Raw genomic sequence first — 16,533 nt, forward strand, 5'->3', positions numbered from 1 at the left:
GCATGACAACCTCCGCTCCGCGAATGACCGCGCAGGAGTCGAGTGCCTGGCTGGGGCTCGTGACGGTTTCGCAGCTCCTGCCCAACGTGCTCGACGCGCAGCTCTTGCGCGATTCGCAGATGACCCACTTCGAGTTCACCGTGCTCTCCTCCCTCTACGTGGCGCCAGAGTCGACGCTGCAGATGTCGCACCTGGCCCGAGAGACCGCGGCGACGCTGCCGCGACTCTCGCACGTGTGCACGCGGATGGAGAAGCGCGGCCTGCTCGAGCGCATGCCGTGCCCTGACGATCGGCGGGCCACGAACGCGCGCCTCACCTCGCTCGGGCGGCGCGCGTTCATCCGCGCGATCCCACAGCACATCGAGCTGGTGCGCGAACTGGTAATCGACGCGCTCAGTTCGGATGAGCTCGATGCGCTGGGCGCGATCTCCGCGAAGATCAACGCGCGCCTGGCGGAGCGCCAGAGCTAGCGTCGCCCGCGTCGCACCCGGCGTCTGTTCAGCGTCTGGACACGAAACTCCCAGCCGCGTTCGAAAAGCTTGTCGCAACAACCAATTGCGAATGCGGGGAAGACTGTGGCGGAATCCACCGGGCGAACGACGAACAAGGAGCAGCGGGCCGAGCGGCGCGCTGAGAAGGTGCAGCAGTACCAGCGCGAGCAAGCGGCGAAGGCGCGGCGGCGCAAGATCGGCATCGTGAGCGGCGCGGTGGGCGGGGCCGCCGTGGTTGCGTTGCTCGTCACGTTCATCGCCACGGCCTCCGAGCCACGGCAGCGCCCGCAGGACATTGCGATCGAGGGGCTGCAGGAGTACCCGAACCTGCCCGCAGTGCACGTCGGCCCGGACCCGGTCGACTACGAGGCCGAGTACGACATGAGCCCGCCCGCGGGCGGCAACCACTTCCCGGCCTGGCTGAACTGCGGCGTGTACTCCGCGCCGCAGCCCAACGAGAACGCGGTCCACTCCCTGGAGCACGGTGCCGTGTGGGTCACCTATAACCCCGATACCGTCACCGAGGAGGAGCTCGCCGAGCTGCGCAGTAGCATCCCGGAGCTGTACACGATCATCTCGCCCTACCCCGGGCTCGAGTCGCCCTTCGTTGCGTCCGCCTGGGGTGCGCAGATCGAGTTCGAGACCCCGAGCGATCCCCGTCTCGGCCAGTTCGTCGACCGCTACTGGAAGTCGGCGGATGCGCCCGAGCCCGGCGCCTCCTGCTCCGGCGCAGTCGAGGGCATCGGCCGAGTCGCTTCGTGAACGAAGTTCGCGCTCGCCGCAGCATCGGCTTCACGGTGTTCATCGGCACCATGCTCGCGCTGGTGCTCGTGGCAGCCTCGCTGATGATCGGCCGGGTGACCGCGACCACCGAGGCGGTGCCCTCGACGCGTAGCGCCGAGGCCGGCTTCGCCCGCGACATGCAGACGCACCACGACCAGGCGGTTGAGATGTCGATCATGGTACGGGATCGCACCGACGATGCCGCCGTGCGCCTGCTCGCGTACGACATCCTCACCTCGCAGGCTCGCCAGTCCGGCCAGATGTACGGCTGGCTCGCCACGTGGGGGCTGCCGCAGGCCTCGCCCGAGCCCGCGATGACGTGGATGCATCGCCCCATTCCGGGGGAGGGCGGCGCCCACGCCGGGCATGCGGCGGGGAGCGAATCCGGCGTCGATCCCGCGCTCGTGCCCGAGACGATGCCCGGCATGGCCACGCGCGCGCAGCTCGACGAGCTCGAGTCGCTCTCGGGGCGGGCGGCCGAGCGCCGCTTCCTCGAACTGATGATCGCCCACCACGAGGGCGGCGTCGACATGGCCGAAGCGGTCGTGGCGCGCAGCTCGCTGCCCGTGGTGACCGACCTCGCGAAGAGCATGGTCGCCGCCCAGCGCAGCGAGATTCAGCTGATGCAGGACATGCTCGCCGAGCGCGCGGCCTAGCGCAGCATCTGAGACGTACATCCCGAACGAAAGAGACCTCACCACCATGCCCGCACCCACCGGCACCACCCAGCGAAATCCGCGCATGCGCGCCGCGATCATCGGCGGTGCGATCATCGTCGCGCTCGCGATCGGCGCGATCTGGTGGTTCGCCGCCCGCGCCACCCCCGCCGAGGCCGAGGCGACGACCACCTCGGGTGAGGTGCGCGGGCCCGCCGGTGCACCGCGAGAGCGCGCCGAAGGCCTGCCCAAAGAGACGCACATGTCGGTGAACGAGCTGAAGGTGCGCGACCTGGCCGCGGTGCGCGGCTTCTACGAGAACGCCGTGGGCATGACAGTGATGGAGGAGCAGGGGGATGAGGTGCTCCTCGGGCTCGGCGACGAACCGCTGATCAAGCTCATCGCCTCAGACCAGCCACTGCCGCAGCCGGAGGAGGCCGGGCTCTACCACACGGCGATTCTCTTCCCGGATGAGGCGACGCTCGCGAACACGCTACTCCGCGTCGCGCAGCAGGCGCCGAACAGCTACCAGGGCGCGGCCGACCACGCCGTGAGCCGCGCGTTCTACTTTGGTGATCCCGAGAACAACGGGGTGGAGCTCTACGTTGACCGGCCCGAGGACGAGTGGGTGTGGCAGGACGGCAAGGTGGTGATGGGTAGCGAGGTGCTCGATCCCAATCAGTTCATCGACCAGTACGGCTCCGGCGACGCGAGCGGCACGGCCACCGTGGGGCACGTGCACCTGAAGGTGGGCAACCTGGATGAGGCGCGCGCCTTCTACGCCGACACTCTCGGCTTCGATGTGGTGTCGGAGGCCGACGGGGCGCTGTTCTACTCGGCGGGCGGCTACCACCATCACCTGGCCACGAACACGTGGATGAGTGCGGGGGCGGGCCCGCGCAGCACCGAGGTGGGGCTGGGCGCGGTGACCGTCGCGCTGCCGGACGCAGCGAGCGTTGACGCGGTGGCCGATCGGCTTGATGCGGCCGACATCGAGGTGACGCGCATCGAGCGTGGGATCGCCGCCGCCGACCCCTGGGGCAACCAGATTCGACTGGTCGCCCCGGGGGAGTAGCGCCGCCGAGTAGGCGACGGGTGAGTAAGCGACGGGCTAGTAAGCGACGGGCTAGTAGGCGACAGTGAAGCGCTGGCGCGAGTGCGCCGGGCGCTCGATCTCGTCGACGAAGGCGTGCGCGAAGTCGGCGCCCGAGATGCTTGACTCGCCCGCCTCATCGGTGAGCAGCACGTCGCCGCCAAGTCGGAAGGTGCCCGTGTGCTCGCCCGCGGCCCAGGCGCCAAAGCTCGCGGCGGGGCTCACGTAAAACCAGTCGAGCGTCTCGTCTCCGGCGCGGAGGTCTGCGAGCACCTCGCCCATCGTCTCGGCCTCGGCCTTGAACGCCTCGGGGAAGTCGGGGCCCGAAGAGACCGTGGGGCCACCCTCTGCGACGAGCAGTGAGCCCGCGCCGCCCACCACGCCAAGGCGGGCGCCCTGTGCCTGCGCTGCAGCGGCCAGCGTGCGCATCACGTCGGCAAGCTTGCCCTCGAGTGCGCCGCGCGGCGAGAGTGCGCCAACCACGATCTCGGCGCCGTCGATCGCGGCGGTGAGTGCGCCCGCGTCGAGCACATCGGCCGTCGCGTAGGTGACGCCATCGACGGGGGTCTCGGGCAGTGAGCGGGAGACCGCGGTGACCTCGTGGCCGCGGGCTGCCGCCTCGCGCACGATGTTCTCGCCTGCGTAGCCGGTGCCGCCGATCACAGTGATGCGTGCCATGTGTTCTGTCCTCTCATCGTCGGGGCTTCCCATCGAAGCCGCCAATACTTACGATAAGAGAGTATGTTTATTCTCGAAAGTAGGCACTTTGCGGTAACCAAGGTTCCGCGCGGTGCCGGAGAGGACGCGAGGCGTGACTGATCAGAGCTGGGATCCCTACGAGCGCGACTGCCCGACCCGGCAGCTGCTCGACCGCATTGGCGATCGCTGGACCGTGCTCATCATCGGCGCGCTCGGTGATGGGCCGCTGCGTTTTGGCGAGCTGTCGCGCCGCGTCGACGGGGTCTCGCAGAAGATGCTCACCCAGACCCTGCGCGCGCTCGAGCGCGATGGCCTTGTCACCCGCACGCTCTACCCGCAGGTGCCGCCGCGGGTGGAGTACGAGCTGACGCAGGCGGGGCGCACGCTACAGGGGCCGCTCGGCGCGCTCGACGACTGGGCGCGCACGCACATGGTGGGTGTGCTCGCCGCGCGCGAGGCGTACGACCTGAGCGTGTAGCGCACCGCCGGCGGGGCTACTGCAGCTCGGCGAGGCGCAGCTGCAACCAGAGCGCCAGTGTGCGATCGGGGTCGTCGAGGTCGATGTCCAGCCGGTTCGCCACCTGCCGCATCCGGTACCGCACGGTTTGCTCGTGCACGTTGAGCCGCTCGGCCACGCGGGGCGCGCTGCCTCGCTCCTCGAGCCAGGCGAGCAGCGTCGCACGTGTCTCGCGCTCGTCGGGCCCGAAGAGCCGCTCCGCCTCGGGGAGCTGCAGGTCGGTGGCATCGAGCGCGTCGGCGCACGCGCGCAGGATCAGCTGGGGCTGCACCTCGTCCGGTGTCGCGATGGCCAGCTGCATCGAGCGCGCGCACTCCGCCACCCGTACGGCGCGTGCCGCATCGGCCGCGAGCGTGGCGCTCGGCTTCCGCGGATAGCTCAGCCCGCAGTGCGCGGCGCTGCCGACGAGACGCGTGAGCTCGGGCAGCAGTCGCTCAAGCGAGCGCACCACGGGTTCCGTGGCGCTGCTCGGCAGAAGCGCCACAACCGCGCCGTCCATCACCGCGCACACGCTGCCCGGAAAATACACGGAGAGGTGGCGCGAGGCCGCCGTGCGCACCTCGGAGAGATCACCCTCGGGCACCGTGCCGCAGTCGACCGCCAGCACCAGGTAGTTCTGATCGGGCCGCACGCCGAGCACGGTCGAGTCGTTCTCGTGCGGCGTGCCCGAGAGGAGACGCCGCAGTGCGGTCTCGCGCGAGCGTTCATCGCCGTGATCAAAGCGCCACGCGTCAACGATGTACCCGGCGGCGAGCTCGGCGGCGCTGCGCAGCACCTCCTCCTTCTCTGGCGGGATCGGGGTTGCGAGATCGTCGCCAAGCGGATCGATCACCCAGATCGAGCCGAGCGGAATGTTGCCGGCGCGCAGGGGGAGTGCCGCGCGCGGGGCGAAGCCGTTCTCGGTGGGGAAGCGGGAGATGCCGTCGGCGGCAAACACCTGCCGGTAGCGAATCTCGTTGAGCGGGCCGTCCGGGGTGCGGCGGGTGAGGATGCCGTTCGCGCGCAGGCTGTCGATCGCCTGCCCGGGCAGTGCTGAGTACGCGAGGATGTTGCGGCGGTGATCCTCGATCGCCACCGAGCCGCCGAACGCCTGCGCCACCGAGTTCGCGAGCGCAAAGAGCCGGTCGCCCGAGTTCGTGCCGAGCTGCAGGCCCGCACCGTGCTCGCCGAGCAGGCGGCTCACCAGCGCGTCGAACTCGCGCCAGCCGACGCTGGGCGCGATCCCAAGCAAATGTATGCCGTGGCGCACGCACGCGCCGATGAGTCCAGCGGCGCCCTGCTCATCTGCCGAGCGCACTACGATGCCGCTCGCCTTTGCCGCAGCGAGCCGCTCGCAGAGCAGGTCGATGCGCTCCGGGCTCAGCTCGGCGTGCGCGGTGAGCATGATGAGCTGGCCCGCGAGCTGCTGCTCGAGCAGATCGGTGTCGTAGTAGCTCACCCCGAGGAGGGCCGCGGGGTGCTGCGGGGCGTGCAGCACCGTGAGTACGCCGTGACCCATCTGTGCGACGAGGCTGCCGATGGGCAGACCTATAGACAGCGGGGATAGCGTACTCGTGCGCGAATTCGATAGAGACACGGGTAAATATTAGCGAGTTCGATAAAAGCGCGGGGCTTTTCGCTTTCTACAGTCGGTACTGACGAAAACAAAGGAGTGTCGAAGTGGCAGCTAGCGGGTTCCACGATCCCCGGTTCGAGCGGATCTTTCCCCCGAACGCGGAGGTCAACGCCGAGGGCGTTCTCGAGGTGGGCGGCTGCTCCGTCCCGGCACTCGCCGAGCAATACGGCACCCCGCTGTACGTGATTGACGAGCAGGGCCTGCGCGATCGCATGCGGGCCTACCGCGAGGGCCTCGCCGCCCGCTGGCCGAACAGCCAGGTCGCGTTCGCCTCGAAGTCGTTCCCTGTGCTCGCCGCCTACGCGATCGCCGCAGCCGAGGGCCTCGCGATCGACGTCGCCGGCGCCGGCGAGCTGCTGCTCGCACTCGAGTCGGGCGCACCGCCCGAGCTCATCCACCTGCACGGCAACGCGAAGAGCCACGAGGAGCTTGTGCTCGCGGTCGACGCCGGCATCGGTGCGATTGTGCTCGACGGTGAGGCCGATGTGGAGCGCCTCGACGCGCTGCTCACCCGCCCGCAAGACGTGCTGATCCGCATCATCCCGGGCGTCAACCCCCGCGTGCCCAAGGCCATCTCCACGGGCGGCGAGACCTCGAAGTTCGGTCTGCCGATCCCGCAGGCAAAGGAACTCATCGCGCGGCTCGAGAGCCACCCCTTCATCAACGTTGTGGGCCTCCACCTGCACATCGGTTCGCAGGTGCTCGAGGTCGAGCCGTTCGAGCGCGCGGTGGAGGCGGTGCGCGAGCTCGGCGAGTTCCCCGTCTACAACATCGGTGGCGGCCTCGGCGTGAACTACAACGTGAAGCACGATGCGCCGAGCCTCGACGAGTACCTCGACGCGATCACCGCCGCCGCGAAGCGCGTGCTTCCCGAGGGCAGCCGCCTCATCATCGAGCCCGGCCGCTCGCTCGTGGCCCGCACCGGCATGACCGCGTACCGCGTGAACAACGTGAAGCGCACGGGCGCCACCTTCGTGGCCGTCGACGGCGGTCTTGCCGACCAGCTGAACGTCGCGCTCATGAACATGGAGTTCACCCCCATCGTGGCGAACCGCGCGAGCGCGCAGCCTGATACCGTGGCACAGCTCGTGGGTCGCCAGTGCGAGTCGGGTGACCTGCTCGTCGACCAGGCTGAGCTCGCCGCCCCCGCGACGGGCGACACGATCGTGCTCGCCGCCACCGGCGCGTACGGCTACACGCTCTCCAACAACTACAACGGAGCGCTGAAGCCCGCCGTGGTGTTCTGCCGCGACGGTGAGAGCCGCCTCGCGGTGCGCCGCCAGACGTACGCCGAGTTCCTCGGCCACCACGTCGGCCCGAACGAGGAGGCCTGGGCCTCCTGATCCCGCACTGATTTTCCGACCTCAGTTTCCACCCCACCGACCACGATTCCCCAAGGAAGAGGAACCCACCATGAAGAAGCTCATTAAGATCTCGGCCGCGGCAGCGTTCGTCGCAGCGCTCGGCCTCACCGCCTGCTCCGGCGGCGGCACCGGCGACTCCGCTCCCGCGAAGGATGACACTGCGGCGCTCACCACGGGCGTCGACAAGGCCGCTGAGGCAGCCCTGCCCCAGTCGATTCGCGATGCGGGTGTCATCCGTGCCGCAGCCGGCATCCCCTACCCGCCGTTCATCATGCTTGAGGGGGAGAAGCAGACCGGCCTCGATCCCGATCTGGCTCAGGCACTGGGCGAGAAGCTGGGCGTCGAGTTCAAGATCTCGCACCAGGCGTTCGAGACCGTCATCCCGTCGCTGCAGGCGAAGAAGTTCGACATCATTATGTCGGGCATGAACGACACGGTGGAGCGCGAGGGCACCCTCAACTTCATTGAGGAGATCTACGCAGGCTTCACGATCGTCGTGAAGGCGGGCAACCCCGAGGGCATCACGGGCCTGCAGGATCTCTGCGGCCACCCGGTTGCCGTGCAGAAGGCGAGCGCGCAGCTCGACCTGCTCACCGAGCTCGCCGCCACTTGCAAGGCCGAGGGCAAGGGCGAGCTGACCATCCAGCAGCTGCCCACCGCGCAGGATCCGCAGACTGCGCTCAAGGCCGGCCGCGTGGTCGCGTACCCCGTTGACGCGCCCGTCGCTGCCTACACCGTTGCCACCGCAGGCGACGGCAAGGACTTCGAAATGGTCGAGGATCCCGAGTACCCCGCTGGTGTGAACCCCGTGTACACGGGCATCGGCACGCTCAAGGAGAACACCGAGCTCACCGAGGCGCTGCGCCTCGCGCTCCAGTCGCTCATCGACGATGGCGTTTACCAGGACATCCTCGAGAAGCACAACCTCGGCAACTTCGCGACCGAAGAAGCGATCGTCAACGGCGCATCGCTGGAGGGATAAGTACCACCATGACGCACGCAACTGTGACGGCCCCGGAGCAGGATCGGAGCTTCGACATCGAAGCCCTCCCGCTCCGGCGGCCCGGCCGGTGGATCTGGGCGATCGCTCTGATCCTGTTCGCCGCCTGGTTCATCCAGGCACTCTGGACCAACAAGAACATCGACTATTCGGTGGTGGGCCAGTACCTGTTTAACCCGGAGATCGTGTCCGGCGTCGGCGTGACGCTGCTCATCACCGCGATCGCGATGATCATCTCCACAGTGCTCGCCGTGATCCTCGCGGCGATGCGCCTGTCGGGCAACCCCGTTGCAGTCGCGTTCTCCTCCTTCTACGTGTGGCTGTTCCGCGGCACGCCGCTCCTCGTCCAGATCGTCATCTGGGGCTACTTCGGCCTCATCTTCGAGAAGATCTCGCTCGGCATCCCGTTCACCGATGTGGTGTTCTGGTCGATCGACACGAACGTGCTGCTCACCGCCTTCGTGGCCGGCATCATTGCGCTGACGCTCAACGAGGCCGCGTACTCGGCCGAGATCGTGCGCTCGGGCATGCTGTCCGTCGACGCTGGCCAGAAGGAGGCCGCGGCGTCGCTCGGCATGAGCCCGCTCGCCACCTTCGTGCGGATCCTGCTGCCGCAGGCGATGCGCGTCATCATCCCGCCGCTTGGCAACGAGCTCATCTCGATGATCAAGAACACCTCGCTGCTCTCGCTCATCGCGGTGATGGAGGTGTACACGCGGGCCACGCAGATCTCGGCGCAGAACCTGAAACAGGTTGAGCTGCTCATCGTGGTGAGCATCTGGTACCTCCTCATCGTGTCGATCCTGTCGATCCCGCAGCACTACCTCGAGCGCTACTTCGGCCGCGGCGTGGAGCGCAATGCGCCCACCTCAACGCTGCAGAAGGCGCGCGAGATGACCGGCGCGATCGCCGTCCAATTCCAGGGTAAGAAGAAGGGGGAGCGCCGTGGCTGATCTCACCACCCCACAGCTCAGCGATACCGCCCTCGTGCAGCTCCGCGGAGTGCGCAAGCACTTCGGCAGCCTCGAGGTGCTGAAGGGGATCTCGATGGACGTGCACGCCGGTCAGGTGTCGGTGCTGCTCGGCCCGTCGGGGTCCGGCAAGTCGACGCTGCTGCGCTGCATCAACCACCTCGAAACGATCGACGGCGGCCGCATCTCGGTTGACGGTGAGATCGTGGGCTACCGCCCGGAGGGGGATCGCCTCCGCGAGATGCACCCCCGCGAGGTGGCCAAGCAGCGCCGCTCCATCGGCATGGTGTTCCAGCGCTTCAACCTGTTTCCGCACAAGACCGCGCTCGAGAACATCATCGAAGCGCCCATGGTCGTGTCGAAGCGCAACAAGGCAGACGCGGTTGCCGAGGCCCGGCAGCTGCTCCGTCGCGTGGGGCTCGACGCGTGGGCAGACCACTACCCGTCACAGCTCTCGGGTGGCCAGCAGCAGCGCATCGCGATCGCCCGCGCGCTCGCGATGAAGCCGAAGCTGATGCTGTTCGATGAGCCCACCTCGGCGCTCGACCCGGAGCTCGTGGGCGAGGTACTCGACGTGATGAAGGAGCTCGCCAACGAGGGGATGACGATGATCGTGGTCACCCACGAGATCGGCTTCGCTCGCGAGGTGGCTGACCAGGTCGTGTTCATGGACGGCGGCGTGGTGGTCGAGGCTGGCGCCCCGGCCAACGTGATCGACAACCCGCAGCACGCCCGCACGCAGGGCTTCCTCCAGAGCGTGCTGTAGCTGGTGCGGGGAGTGGTGTGGCCCTGCCGCGCCTCCCCACCCCGCTCGGTGTGTGTGCCCCGGTCGCCGTTCTGGCGACCGGGGCACTGCCGTTTCAGGGCACGACGCGCCCGGCCTTCCGCCGTGGTCAGCGGCCACCAAAAGTATGGGTAAGATAGAGGAGTTGTCCACGAGTAATCGTGACCAACGGGCTGTGGCGCAGCTTGGTAGCGCACTTGACTGGGGGTTACAGGCAATAGCCTCCCCAGTGGCCCGAAACAACAGAACAACGGGATGTGGCGCAGCTTGGTAGCGCACCTGACTGGGGGTCAGGGGGTCGCAGGTTCAAATCCTGTCATCCCGACGAAAAAGCCCTGATGAGAAGCCAATTCTTGTCAGGGCTTCTCTCGTTTTTGGTGATCTTCGCCGAGGCTCTGGCCGGGTCCGAAACCGGGTCCGCGATCTGCGTCTTACTCCGGTCGCTGGCCGGTCGGATTTTGCTCTAGTGGGCCAAAAAGTGGAAATCTAGTGGGCCAATTTTCTGGCTCGGCAAGTCCCGGTCCCTCTCGGAGCCGGGGTCGGTGGGCTGTCCATCAGAGCTGCGGTCCTGTGCGTCGGGTTGGCTCCTTCCTGCGCTGCGTGGTCTTCGGACGTGCGAGGAATTGGTTCGCGAGTTGGGCTGCCTCGTTCAGCTGCCGGTGATCGGGATGCAGGTAGCCCTTGGTCGTCTCGATCGAAGCGTGACCGAGGATGCGTTGCAGCACGTGGAGCGGCACCCCGGCATCTGCGAGCCAGGTCGCGCCGGTGTGACGGAGGCCATGCCGGGTGAGATTCGGCAGGCCGAGGTCGAGCACGATCTGGTCCCAGTTCGTCGCATCTCGGACGGTCGCGGTCGTGAGCACGCCGCCTCGTGGCCCGCGGAGGAAAGGATCGCTGGGCTTCTTTCCTGCGGAGAGGCGTACGAGCACTGGTTCGAGCTCATCGAGGATCGGCACGAATCGGGTCTTGCGGCCCTTGGTCTGCTTGCGAACGAGACCTCCCTTGCCGGGGTAGATTTGCCGTTCGATCTTGACGATGCGGTTCTTCCAGTCGATGTCTCCGACCTCGAGCCCGGAGACCTCAGAACCGCGGGCGGAGAGCAACGCGCAGAGCATGACGTGATCCGAATAGCTCTGGTGCACCTCCGCGCATTTCGCTGCGAGGGCGTTCAGCGTCTCTACATCGTGGATCGCGAACGCGCGCATGGAACCCGGTTCGAGCGCCGGGACGTGGTTGAACGCTCGTCGCGCCCGGTTCTTCGCGGGGTTCGACGGGATCACTTCGTCGCGCACGGCAACGTCCAGGACGCGGACCAGCACGCCAATGGAGGTTTTGATCGTGGATGGCTTGTACTCGTTCTCCCACTGGTCGATGGTGCGATCTATTAGGCCGGTGCTGATCTTGCTGACCTTGAAATGACCGAACGCTGGCACCACACGAAGCCGGAGGCTGGCGCCGTATCCCGCAACGGTGGACGTCACGTCGAGGCCGCGTTCCCAGCGGTCGCCGATCGACTCGACGTAATCTGCGAACGTGACGAGCAGATCGGCGCCCGTCTCGGTCGCCTGCTGCATCGTCGCGAAGAACGCCTCCGCCTCTTCCGGGGTCGCGACAAACTCGGAGCGGCTGGGCCGTTTCTTCGTCTGCGGGTCGGTCCAGCGCACGCGTGCGAGATATCCGCTGCCGCGGTTTTCGATGCTGGTGGAGAGCTTCACGCCGATCGGTGGCATCTTGTGCTGGCGCGGGTCAGCCATGCTCGCGCTCGCGTTCCAGTACCCAGGCGCGTACGCTCGGCGGGTTGTAGCGGGCGATACCGCCGACGCTCACGAACGGTGGCCCGTCGTGCCGTCTTCGCCACCGCGACAGGGTCGCTTGCGAGACGCTCAGGAACTCGGATGCTTCACGCGAGTTCCACAGCGGCTCAACTTCGCTCGTCGTTGCGGGCACGATCAGCCGCTCGCTTCGCACGAATGAACTCATCCTCGATGCCCTGGCGCACCTGCACGTCGGCGGCCACGAACGCGATAAAGTCCTCCATCCGGTTCGCGATCACCTCATCCTCGATAGGCGGCTGCGGCGTTTCTCCCGGCCAGGTGGTCTGCCGGGTGGGGCGGTCGCGGTCGAGGCGGGTGCCGCAGGTCGCCACCCACTCGCGGAGCCGTTCGCGTGCGAGCGCGAAATCGGTGTGCCAGGCAATCGGACCCGAAGCGTCCTGCTCCGGGTCGTAGCTCGCGATCCAGTGCAGATGCAGTGCGGAGAGCTCCCACACGAGTTCGGGGTGCCGGTACCAGAAGGGTGGGATCACCGAAGCGGGCAGCCCGTAGGTGCGGCGGATCTGGTCGACCCACTGGTTCAGTGCCAGCCATTCTGCCTCTGCGTCACCGGACGAGAGCAGATTCCAGTTGATCGGGCGGGGCGGTTCCGGCAGCGTCGTGCTGGCCATGACCAGGTCGTACATGTCCTCGTCTTCGAGTTCGGCATCAATGTCGTCGCCGAGCTCATCCTCAGCGTGAGGAACGTCGGGAGCACTATTCATCTCGCTTACCGCCCCAGTGCTTGAGCAGAGGCGGGCTGAGCTGCCCGGGACTCGACCGCGGCCGATATTGGCAGTTGTTCGCGCGCGACCTCCATGCGGCGCCGGGGCTTCCGTTCGACCTGGTAGCGAGCGCGCGTGGTGTCGAAGAGGAGCTTGACGGCCTGGAACTCGCGTTCCTCGACCTTCTGCGCGCGGTGCTCGTAGCTGCGCGTCTTGAAACCGCCGATGGCCACCACGTCGTCGCCCTCAACGAAGTCGGCGAAGGCTTCCTCGGCGTTCTCGCCGAGCAGGACGAGTTTGATGTAGTTGGTGCCGAGGAGCGTCAGACTGCCGTCTGCCTCGTCTCGGTACTGCTTCTGGCCGAGCTGGCCAATGAACAAACCAAGTCCATCGGGAAGACGCTTGAGCTGCGGGGTGCGGGAGAGGTAGCCCGTGAGAGCCGTCTTGGTGCGCAGTTCCATTGCCTTGTCCTTCTCATTCACGGTCGCGCGCTCTGCACGACATCCCTACGAGTCAGGTGCTCCCTCAGTGCCTCACGAGCCCTCGGCACCCCGCTCACCTGGGCCGGTCGTGCCCTGCCGGTAGTGGAGTTGTGCTTCGACCTCGCGCCGGTCTGCGATGAGTTGTTTCCCGTCGGGGCGTTGGGTCCAGCGGCGCAGGCGGGTCACGATCGGGGGTGCCGCGCGCAGGAGCACAAGACCCGTACCGAACGGGAAGCGGCGGATCGCGTCGGGCGGCATGATCGGCACGCGGCGTATGGAGCGTTGCGCGCTGCGGGAGCCGTGGTCGCCGACGGAGGTGGAGTCGGTGATTTCGTCGCGTTCCCCGATGAGGGTGGAGAGGTCTTGGAGATCCTTGCTGTTGGAAGCTCCGCCGAGGATGATCTTCACGATCGCGGCATCCCAGATCGCAGACGCGGCGTTCTCCGACCATTGCTCGCGGGCCTGCGCGAGGGATTGCAGCACGGGCATGGTGGTGATGCCGGTGCCACCGCCTTCGGCCATGAGCGTCGGCAACGACGGCAACGGCGAAAGGTTCGCCACCTCATCCAGCGCGAGCAGCAGCGGCGGATCAAGCCTGGCCCCCGCGGACCGGGCCGCAAGGCGGCGTGCGGCCTCGACCACATCTTCGATGAGCGCCGCGACCAGCGGAGCACTGTTGTTCGCTCCCGCCGCAGTCGCCAGCAGATACAGAGTGCCGCGCTGTGCGAGGAACGCTTCGGGATCGAACACCTCATCCGGCCCCGGCGTGACCGCATCGAGCACCCGCGGATCGGCGAGCGCAGCGAGAGCGAGCGAGACGCCCTGCCAGATGGAATCTCTGGTGCGGGGGTCGGCTTCGATCATCGCCTGCATCGCTTCTGCCCAGCCTCCTGCAGCGTGTGGGTGCGTGGCGAGGATGGATACGGCGTCGCCGGCGGCGGACGGGTCGAGCGTCCACCGGAACAGATCGGCTGGTTGTCGCTGGTCGAGGGCGGCCGCGTGCAACAAGCATTGGAGCGCGACCCGTGTTTTTGCTTCCCAGAAGTCGCCGCCTTCGACGCCGCCTTTCCCGAGCCCGGTCGCGGAGGCGAGCCCCGCAGCGCGGATCATGGCGGTGAGGGGGTCGGTGCAGCCGCGGACGGGCGACCAACGGAGCCCTGCGGGGATGCCGTCGGCGAGGTGCTGCGGATCGAACACCGCAACCGGGCCCACCTGCTCCCTCGCGCGGATCGTCGCCGTCACGTTGTCAGGGCGCGTGCTGGTCGTCACGACCGCGCCGGGGGCGTCGAGGATCGAGTTGATGACGACATGCACGCCCTTCCCGGACCGGGGTGGCCCGATGAGGAGGATCGAGTCTTCGACCGACGCCCACACCTCGACCCCGCGCGACGCCCCAACCCGGTAGCCGACATCCACTGGGGCGGGGTTCTCGAGCGAGGGGCGCAGGTTCCCCGCCCGACCGAGCAACGCACGCGGGGAACCTGCCTTTGCGACTTCGGCGCGGCTGGCGATCCCGGCGATCCGGTATGGGTCCATCGCGTGCCGTCGCCCGTGATGTCGAAGCCTCGACCACACCCACCACGCGCCAATCGCCGCGCCGAGGAGCAGGAAGCCGGCGACGAACCAGTACACGACCACGTTCAGCCCCGGAGCGTCCAGCGCAGCTCCCGGGTCGCCGGGATGAAGGAGCACACCGGCACCGGCACCGAGGCCAGCCCCGGGCTCGGGGAGGCTGGTGAGGAACGCGGCGATACTGCCCGCGGCGCGGAGTAGCACGGCGACCACCGCGAGGGCGGCGATGCCGACGAGTGCGGCGTTGGTGAGTTCGTCGCCAAGGCTCCTCGTCGGGCGGAGTTCGCCGCTCATTGCGGTCTCCCGATGCAGACGGTGGCCGAGATGCGGCCGAGGAGGATCGCTTCTCCCGTGGGCGCATGGTCGAGGTAGCGGGAATCGATCAGGGCGCGGGCGATGCCGTCTGGCCCGGTCTCGGTGTGGGCGATGACGATTGCGACCGCGACATCCTCACCCGGCACCATCCCCGATCCGGCGAACTGCACCAGCCGCGGCGGCGGTGTGACCGGGGCAGCCGCGACCGCCGGCGCGTGCTGAGCGTGCTGCGCCGCCATCTCCGCCGACGGTTCGGCTCGGCGGCGGGGTAGGCGCGAGGTGTAGAAGTCGGTCATGACACGGCCGTCGGTCTCGATGACATCGACGCGGAGGGTGCAGCCAGTGTGCTGACTGATCGCGTCCACGATCGCTGGGAACGATCCCCGCTGCCACGGCGGAGAAAACTCCGGCGGCAGATACGGTGCCCCGTCGACAGTGACGGCCAGACTGCCGTCATCCCGGACCGTGATCCTCACCATCACCACGGACAGATCGGCGGGTTTCGAACGATCACGCTTCGACATACGACAGGTCTCCAATCACTAGCAGCCAGGGAACAGCCCCGAACTGTGGCCTGGGGTGAGACGAGGCCCGCTCGAAACGAGCACGCCGGAAAGGTGCACCCGGCGGGGCGGCGTTCAGAGCGCGGGCCGGCCGGTGACGCGGCCGGGGGCGGCGCGGCGGGCGGCCTGTTCGTAGGCGGGGCCGAGGCGGAACGGGCGGGGATTGAGCATCTCGGTGACGTCCCCGGTGCTCGTGACGAGTTCGGCCATTCCTTCCCGGATGAGCCGGTGGCATCCAGACGATGCCGCACTCGTGAGCGGACCCGGGACCACGCCGACGGGCCGGCCGAGTTCGTTCGCGCGGGCGGCCGTGAGGAGCGACCCGGAACGGTACCCGGCCTCAGGAATCACGGTTGCCCCGCCGAGGGCTGCGAGCAGGCGGGCGCGGGCGATGAACCGCCACTTCGTTGGCATGACCTCCGGAGCGGTCTCGCTGACGAGCACACTCCCGGCTGCAGTGATCTGCCGGAACAGCTCGGCGTGCCCTGATGGGTAGGGGCGATCCAGCCCGCTTGCGAGGACCGCGATCGTTGACTCGGGGCGGGTGCCAAATGCCGCACGATGCGCGGCGGCGTCGATGCCGTAGGCACCACCGGAGACAATGATCAGCGGCTCAGCGGCGAGGTCCGTGACGATCGACAGGGTGACTTCCTCCCCGTAGGCGGTCGCCGCGCGCGCCCCGGTGACGGAGACCCGTGAGGAAACCGAGGAGGTGAGAAGTTCGGGGTCTCCTAAGGCCCAGAGCGCGACCGGTGCACGGTCGCCGAGGTCCTGAAGCGAGACCGGCCAGCCTGCCCGCCCCGGAGTGAGGAGCCGCAGCCCGTACTGCTCAGTGCGCGCACGCAACTGATCGGCGAAACCAGCACTGAGATCGGCGCTGAGTCCTGCGGTCCACCTGGCGGTCGGGCCCTCCCGCCAGTGCTCCCCGTCGAGCGGGTCGACCTGGACCGGGAACGGGCGTCCGGGGTCACGGATCAGCTCCACGGTCTCTGCCGCACCGATCAGGCGGACAAGCTGCCCCGTCAGAGCGTGCCCTGGTTCCACGAGCGCGGCCAGCAGCATCCTGGCGGTCTCGTCCTCCGTGTACCTCAT

At 67.9% G+C, this 16,533-nt stretch carries 18 protein-coding genes and 1 tRNA gene; 10 read left to right on the plus strand and 9 right to left on the minus strand.

Features of this window, described 5'->3' with window-relative positions:
* Nucleotides 1–2 precede the first annotated feature (2 nt).
* The 4 genes from D3226_RS14055 to D3226_RS14070 all read left to right on the plus strand — a co-directional run bounded on the left by D3226_RS14055 (nucleotide 3) and on the right by D3226_RS14070 (nucleotide 3,005).
* Nucleotides 3–470, plus strand: coding sequence for a MarR family winged helix-turn-helix transcriptional regulator (locus D3226_RS14055; RefSeq protein ID WP_237462946.1), 468 nt, complete (start codon nucleotides 3–5; stop codon nucleotides 468–470).
* Between the two features lie 105 nt (nucleotides 471–575).
* Complete coding sequence (locus D3226_RS14805; RefSeq protein WP_337249012.1) at nucleotides 576–1,253, plus strand: DUF3105 domain-containing protein; 678 nt, start codon at nucleotides 576–578, stop codon at nucleotides 1,251–1,253.
* Nucleotides 1,250–1,930 carry a DUF305 domain-containing protein gene (locus D3226_RS14065; RefSeq protein WP_202383240.1) on the plus strand — a complete coding sequence of 227 codons (681 nt, stop codon included), beginning with the start codon at nucleotides 1,250–1,252 and terminating at the stop codon, nucleotides 1,928–1,930. The genes D3226_RS14805 and D3226_RS14065 overlap by 4 nt, the downstream gene beginning before the upstream one ends.
* A 46-nt stretch (nucleotides 1,931–1,976) precedes the next feature.
* The gene (locus tag D3226_RS14070) at nucleotides 1,977–3,005 is read left to right on the plus strand and encodes a VOC family protein (protein WP_202383241.1); all 1,029 of its coding nucleotides are present in this window, start codon (nucleotides 1,977–1,979) and stop codon (nucleotides 3,003–3,005) included.
* A gap of 51 nt (nucleotides 3,006–3,056) precedes the next feature.
* Here D3226_RS14070 and D3226_RS14075 read toward each other — a convergent pair whose 3' ends face one another.
* Complete coding sequence (locus D3226_RS14075) at nucleotides 3,057–3,701, minus strand: NAD(P)-dependent oxidoreductase (RefSeq protein WP_202383242.1); 645 nt, start codon at nucleotides 3,699–3,701, stop codon at nucleotides 3,057–3,059.
* Between the two features lie 133 nt (nucleotides 3,702–3,834).
* On the opposite strand from D3226_RS14075, the gene D3226_RS14080 reads away from it, so the two are divergent.
* Nucleotides 3,835–4,200, plus strand: coding sequence for a winged helix-turn-helix transcriptional regulator (locus D3226_RS14080; RefSeq protein WP_202383243.1), 366 nt, complete (start codon nucleotides 3,835–3,837; stop codon nucleotides 4,198–4,200).
* A gap of 16 nt (nucleotides 4,201–4,216) precedes the next feature.
* Here the strand turns inward: D3226_RS14080 and D3226_RS14085 are convergent, their stop codons facing one another.
* The gene (locus D3226_RS14085) at nucleotides 4,217–5,815 is read right to left on the minus strand and encodes a PucR family transcriptional regulator (protein ID WP_202383244.1); all 1,599 of its coding nucleotides are present in this window, start codon (nucleotides 5,813–5,815) and stop codon (nucleotides 4,217–4,219) included.
* Nucleotides 5,816–5,898: 83 nt separating this feature from the next.
* Here D3226_RS14085 and lysA point away from each other — a divergent pair, with 83 nt between their 5' ends.
* The 5 genes from lysA to D3226_RS14110 all read left to right on the plus strand — a co-directional run bounded on the left by lysA (nucleotide 5,899) and on the right by D3226_RS14110 (nucleotide 10,298).
* Nucleotides 5,899–7,197: a diaminopimelate decarboxylase gene (gene lysA, locus D3226_RS14090; protein WP_202383245.1), complete on the plus strand. Its 1,299-nt coding sequence runs from the start codon at nucleotides 5,899–5,901 to the stop codon at nucleotides 7,195–7,197.
* Between the two features lie 70 nt (nucleotides 7,198–7,267).
* Nucleotides 7,268–8,200, plus strand: coding sequence for an ABC transporter substrate-binding protein (locus D3226_RS14095; RefSeq protein WP_202383246.1), 933 nt, complete (start codon nucleotides 7,268–7,270; stop codon nucleotides 8,198–8,200).
* A gap of 8 nt (nucleotides 8,201–8,208) precedes the next feature.
* On the plus strand, nucleotides 8,209–9,171 hold the full coding sequence (locus D3226_RS14100; RefSeq protein WP_202383247.1) for an amino acid ABC transporter permease: 963 nt from the start codon (nucleotides 8,209–8,211) through the stop codon (nucleotides 9,169–9,171).
* Complete coding sequence (locus D3226_RS14105; protein ID WP_202383248.1) at nucleotides 9,164–9,955, plus strand: ATP-binding cassette domain-containing protein; 792 nt, start codon at nucleotides 9,164–9,166, stop codon at nucleotides 9,953–9,955. Before D3226_RS14100 ends, D3226_RS14105 begins: the two co-directional genes overlap by 8 nt.
* A 269-nt stretch (nucleotides 9,956–10,224) precedes the next feature.
* A tRNA-Pro gene (locus D3226_RS14110) sits at nucleotides 10,225–10,298 on the plus strand.
* A 229-nt stretch (nucleotides 10,299–10,527) separates the two neighbouring features.
* Here D3226_RS14110 and D3226_RS14115 read toward each other — a convergent pair.
* The 7 genes from D3226_RS14115 to dprA all read right to left on the minus strand — a co-directional run bounded on the left by D3226_RS14115 (nucleotide 10,528) and on the right by dprA (nucleotide 16,533).
* Nucleotides 10,528–11,727, minus strand: coding sequence for a tyrosine-type recombinase/integrase (locus D3226_RS14115; RefSeq protein ID WP_130452315.1), 1,200 nt, complete (start codon nucleotides 11,725–11,727; stop codon nucleotides 10,528–10,530).
* Nucleotides 11,720–11,953 (minus strand): helix-turn-helix domain-containing protein, encoded by a 234-nt coding sequence (locus D3226_RS14120; RefSeq protein ID WP_130452316.1) that lies wholly within the window; start codon nucleotides 11,951–11,953, stop codon nucleotides 11,720–11,722. The genes D3226_RS14115 and D3226_RS14120 overlap by 8 nt, the downstream gene beginning before the upstream one ends.
* Nucleotides 11,895–12,509 carry a hypothetical protein gene (locus tag D3226_RS14125; RefSeq protein WP_130452317.1) on the minus strand — a complete coding sequence of 205 codons (615 nt, stop codon included), beginning with the start codon at nucleotides 12,507–12,509 and terminating at the stop codon, nucleotides 11,895–11,897. Before D3226_RS14125 ends, D3226_RS14120 begins: the two co-directional genes overlap by 59 nt.
* A gap of 5 nt (nucleotides 12,510–12,514) precedes the next feature.
* Entirely contained in the window at nucleotides 12,515–12,970 is a 456-nt protein-coding gene (locus D3226_RS14130) for a single-stranded DNA-binding protein (RefSeq protein ID WP_130452318.1), read from the minus strand.
* Between the two features lie 72 nt (nucleotides 12,971–13,042).
* Nucleotides 13,043–14,857, minus strand: coding sequence for a type IV secretory system conjugative DNA transfer family protein (locus tag D3226_RS14135; RefSeq protein WP_130452319.1), 1,815 nt, complete (start codon nucleotides 14,855–14,857; stop codon nucleotides 13,043–13,045).
* Nucleotides 14,854–15,402: a hypothetical protein gene (locus D3226_RS14140; protein WP_130452320.1), complete on the minus strand. Its 549-nt coding sequence runs from the start codon at nucleotides 15,400–15,402 to the stop codon at nucleotides 14,854–14,856. The genes D3226_RS14135 and D3226_RS14140 overlap by 4 nt, the downstream gene beginning before the upstream one ends.
* Nucleotides 15,403–15,516: 114 nt before the next feature.
* Nucleotides 15,517–16,533 carry a DNA-processing protein DprA gene (gene dprA / locus D3226_RS14145; protein ID WP_130452321.1) on the minus strand — a complete coding sequence of 339 codons (1,017 nt, stop codon included), beginning with the start codon at nucleotides 16,531–16,533 and terminating at the stop codon, nucleotides 15,517–15,519.

The sequence above is a fragment of the Leucobacter chromiireducens subsp. chromiireducens genome, from assembly GCF_016758255.1.
GTDB classification, from domain to species: Bacteria; Actinomycetota; Actinomycetes; order Actinomycetales; family Microbacteriaceae; genus Leucobacter; species Leucobacter chromiireducens.

Excerpts from the sequence above, each read along its gene's own strand:
- D3226_RS14055 (WP_237462946.1), top strand. The coding sequence starts at position 3 with ATGACAACCTCCGCTCCGCGAATGACCGCGCAGGAGTCGAGTGCCTGG.
- D3226_RS14070 (WP_202383241.1), top strand. The coding sequence starts at position 1,977 with ATGCCCGCACCCACCGGCACCACCCAGCGAAATCCGCGCATGCGCGCC.
- D3226_RS14075 (WP_202383242.1), bottom strand. The coding sequence starts at position 3,701 with ATGGCACGCATCACTGTGATCGGCGGCACCGGCTACGCAGGCGAGAAC.
- D3226_RS14095 (WP_202383246.1), top strand. The coding sequence starts at position 7,268 with ATGAAGAAGCTCATTAAGATCTCGGCCGCGGCAGCGTTCGTCGCAGCG.
- D3226_RS14100 (WP_202383247.1), top strand. The coding sequence starts at position 8,209 with ATGACGCACGCAACTGTGACGGCCCCGGAGCAGGATCGGAGCTTCGAC.
- D3226_RS14115 (WP_130452315.1), bottom strand. The coding sequence starts at position 11,727 with ATGGCTGACCCGCGCCAGCACAAGATGCCACCGATCGGCGTGAAGCTC.
- D3226_RS14120 (WP_130452316.1), bottom strand. The coding sequence starts at position 11,953 with ATGAGTTCATTCGTGCGAAGCGAGCGGCTGATCGTGCCCGCAACGACG.
- D3226_RS14125 (WP_130452317.1), bottom strand. The coding sequence starts at position 12,509 with ATGAATAGTGCTCCCGACGTTCCTCACGCTGAGGATGAGCTCGGCGAC.
- D3226_RS14130 (WP_130452318.1), bottom strand. The coding sequence starts at position 12,970 with ATGGAACTGCGCACCAAGACGGCTCTCACGGGCTACCTCTCCCGCACC.
- D3226_RS14135 (WP_130452319.1), bottom strand. The coding sequence starts at position 14,857 with ATGAGCGGCGAACTCCGCCCGACGAGGAGCCTTGGCGACGAACTCACC.
- D3226_RS14140 (WP_130452320.1), bottom strand. The coding sequence starts at position 15,402 with ATGTCGAAGCGTGATCGTTCGAAACCCGCCGATCTGTCCGTGGTGATG.
- dprA (WP_130452321.1), bottom strand. The coding sequence starts at position 16,533 with ATGAGGTACACGGAGGACGAGACCGCCAGGATGCTGCTGGCCGCGCTC.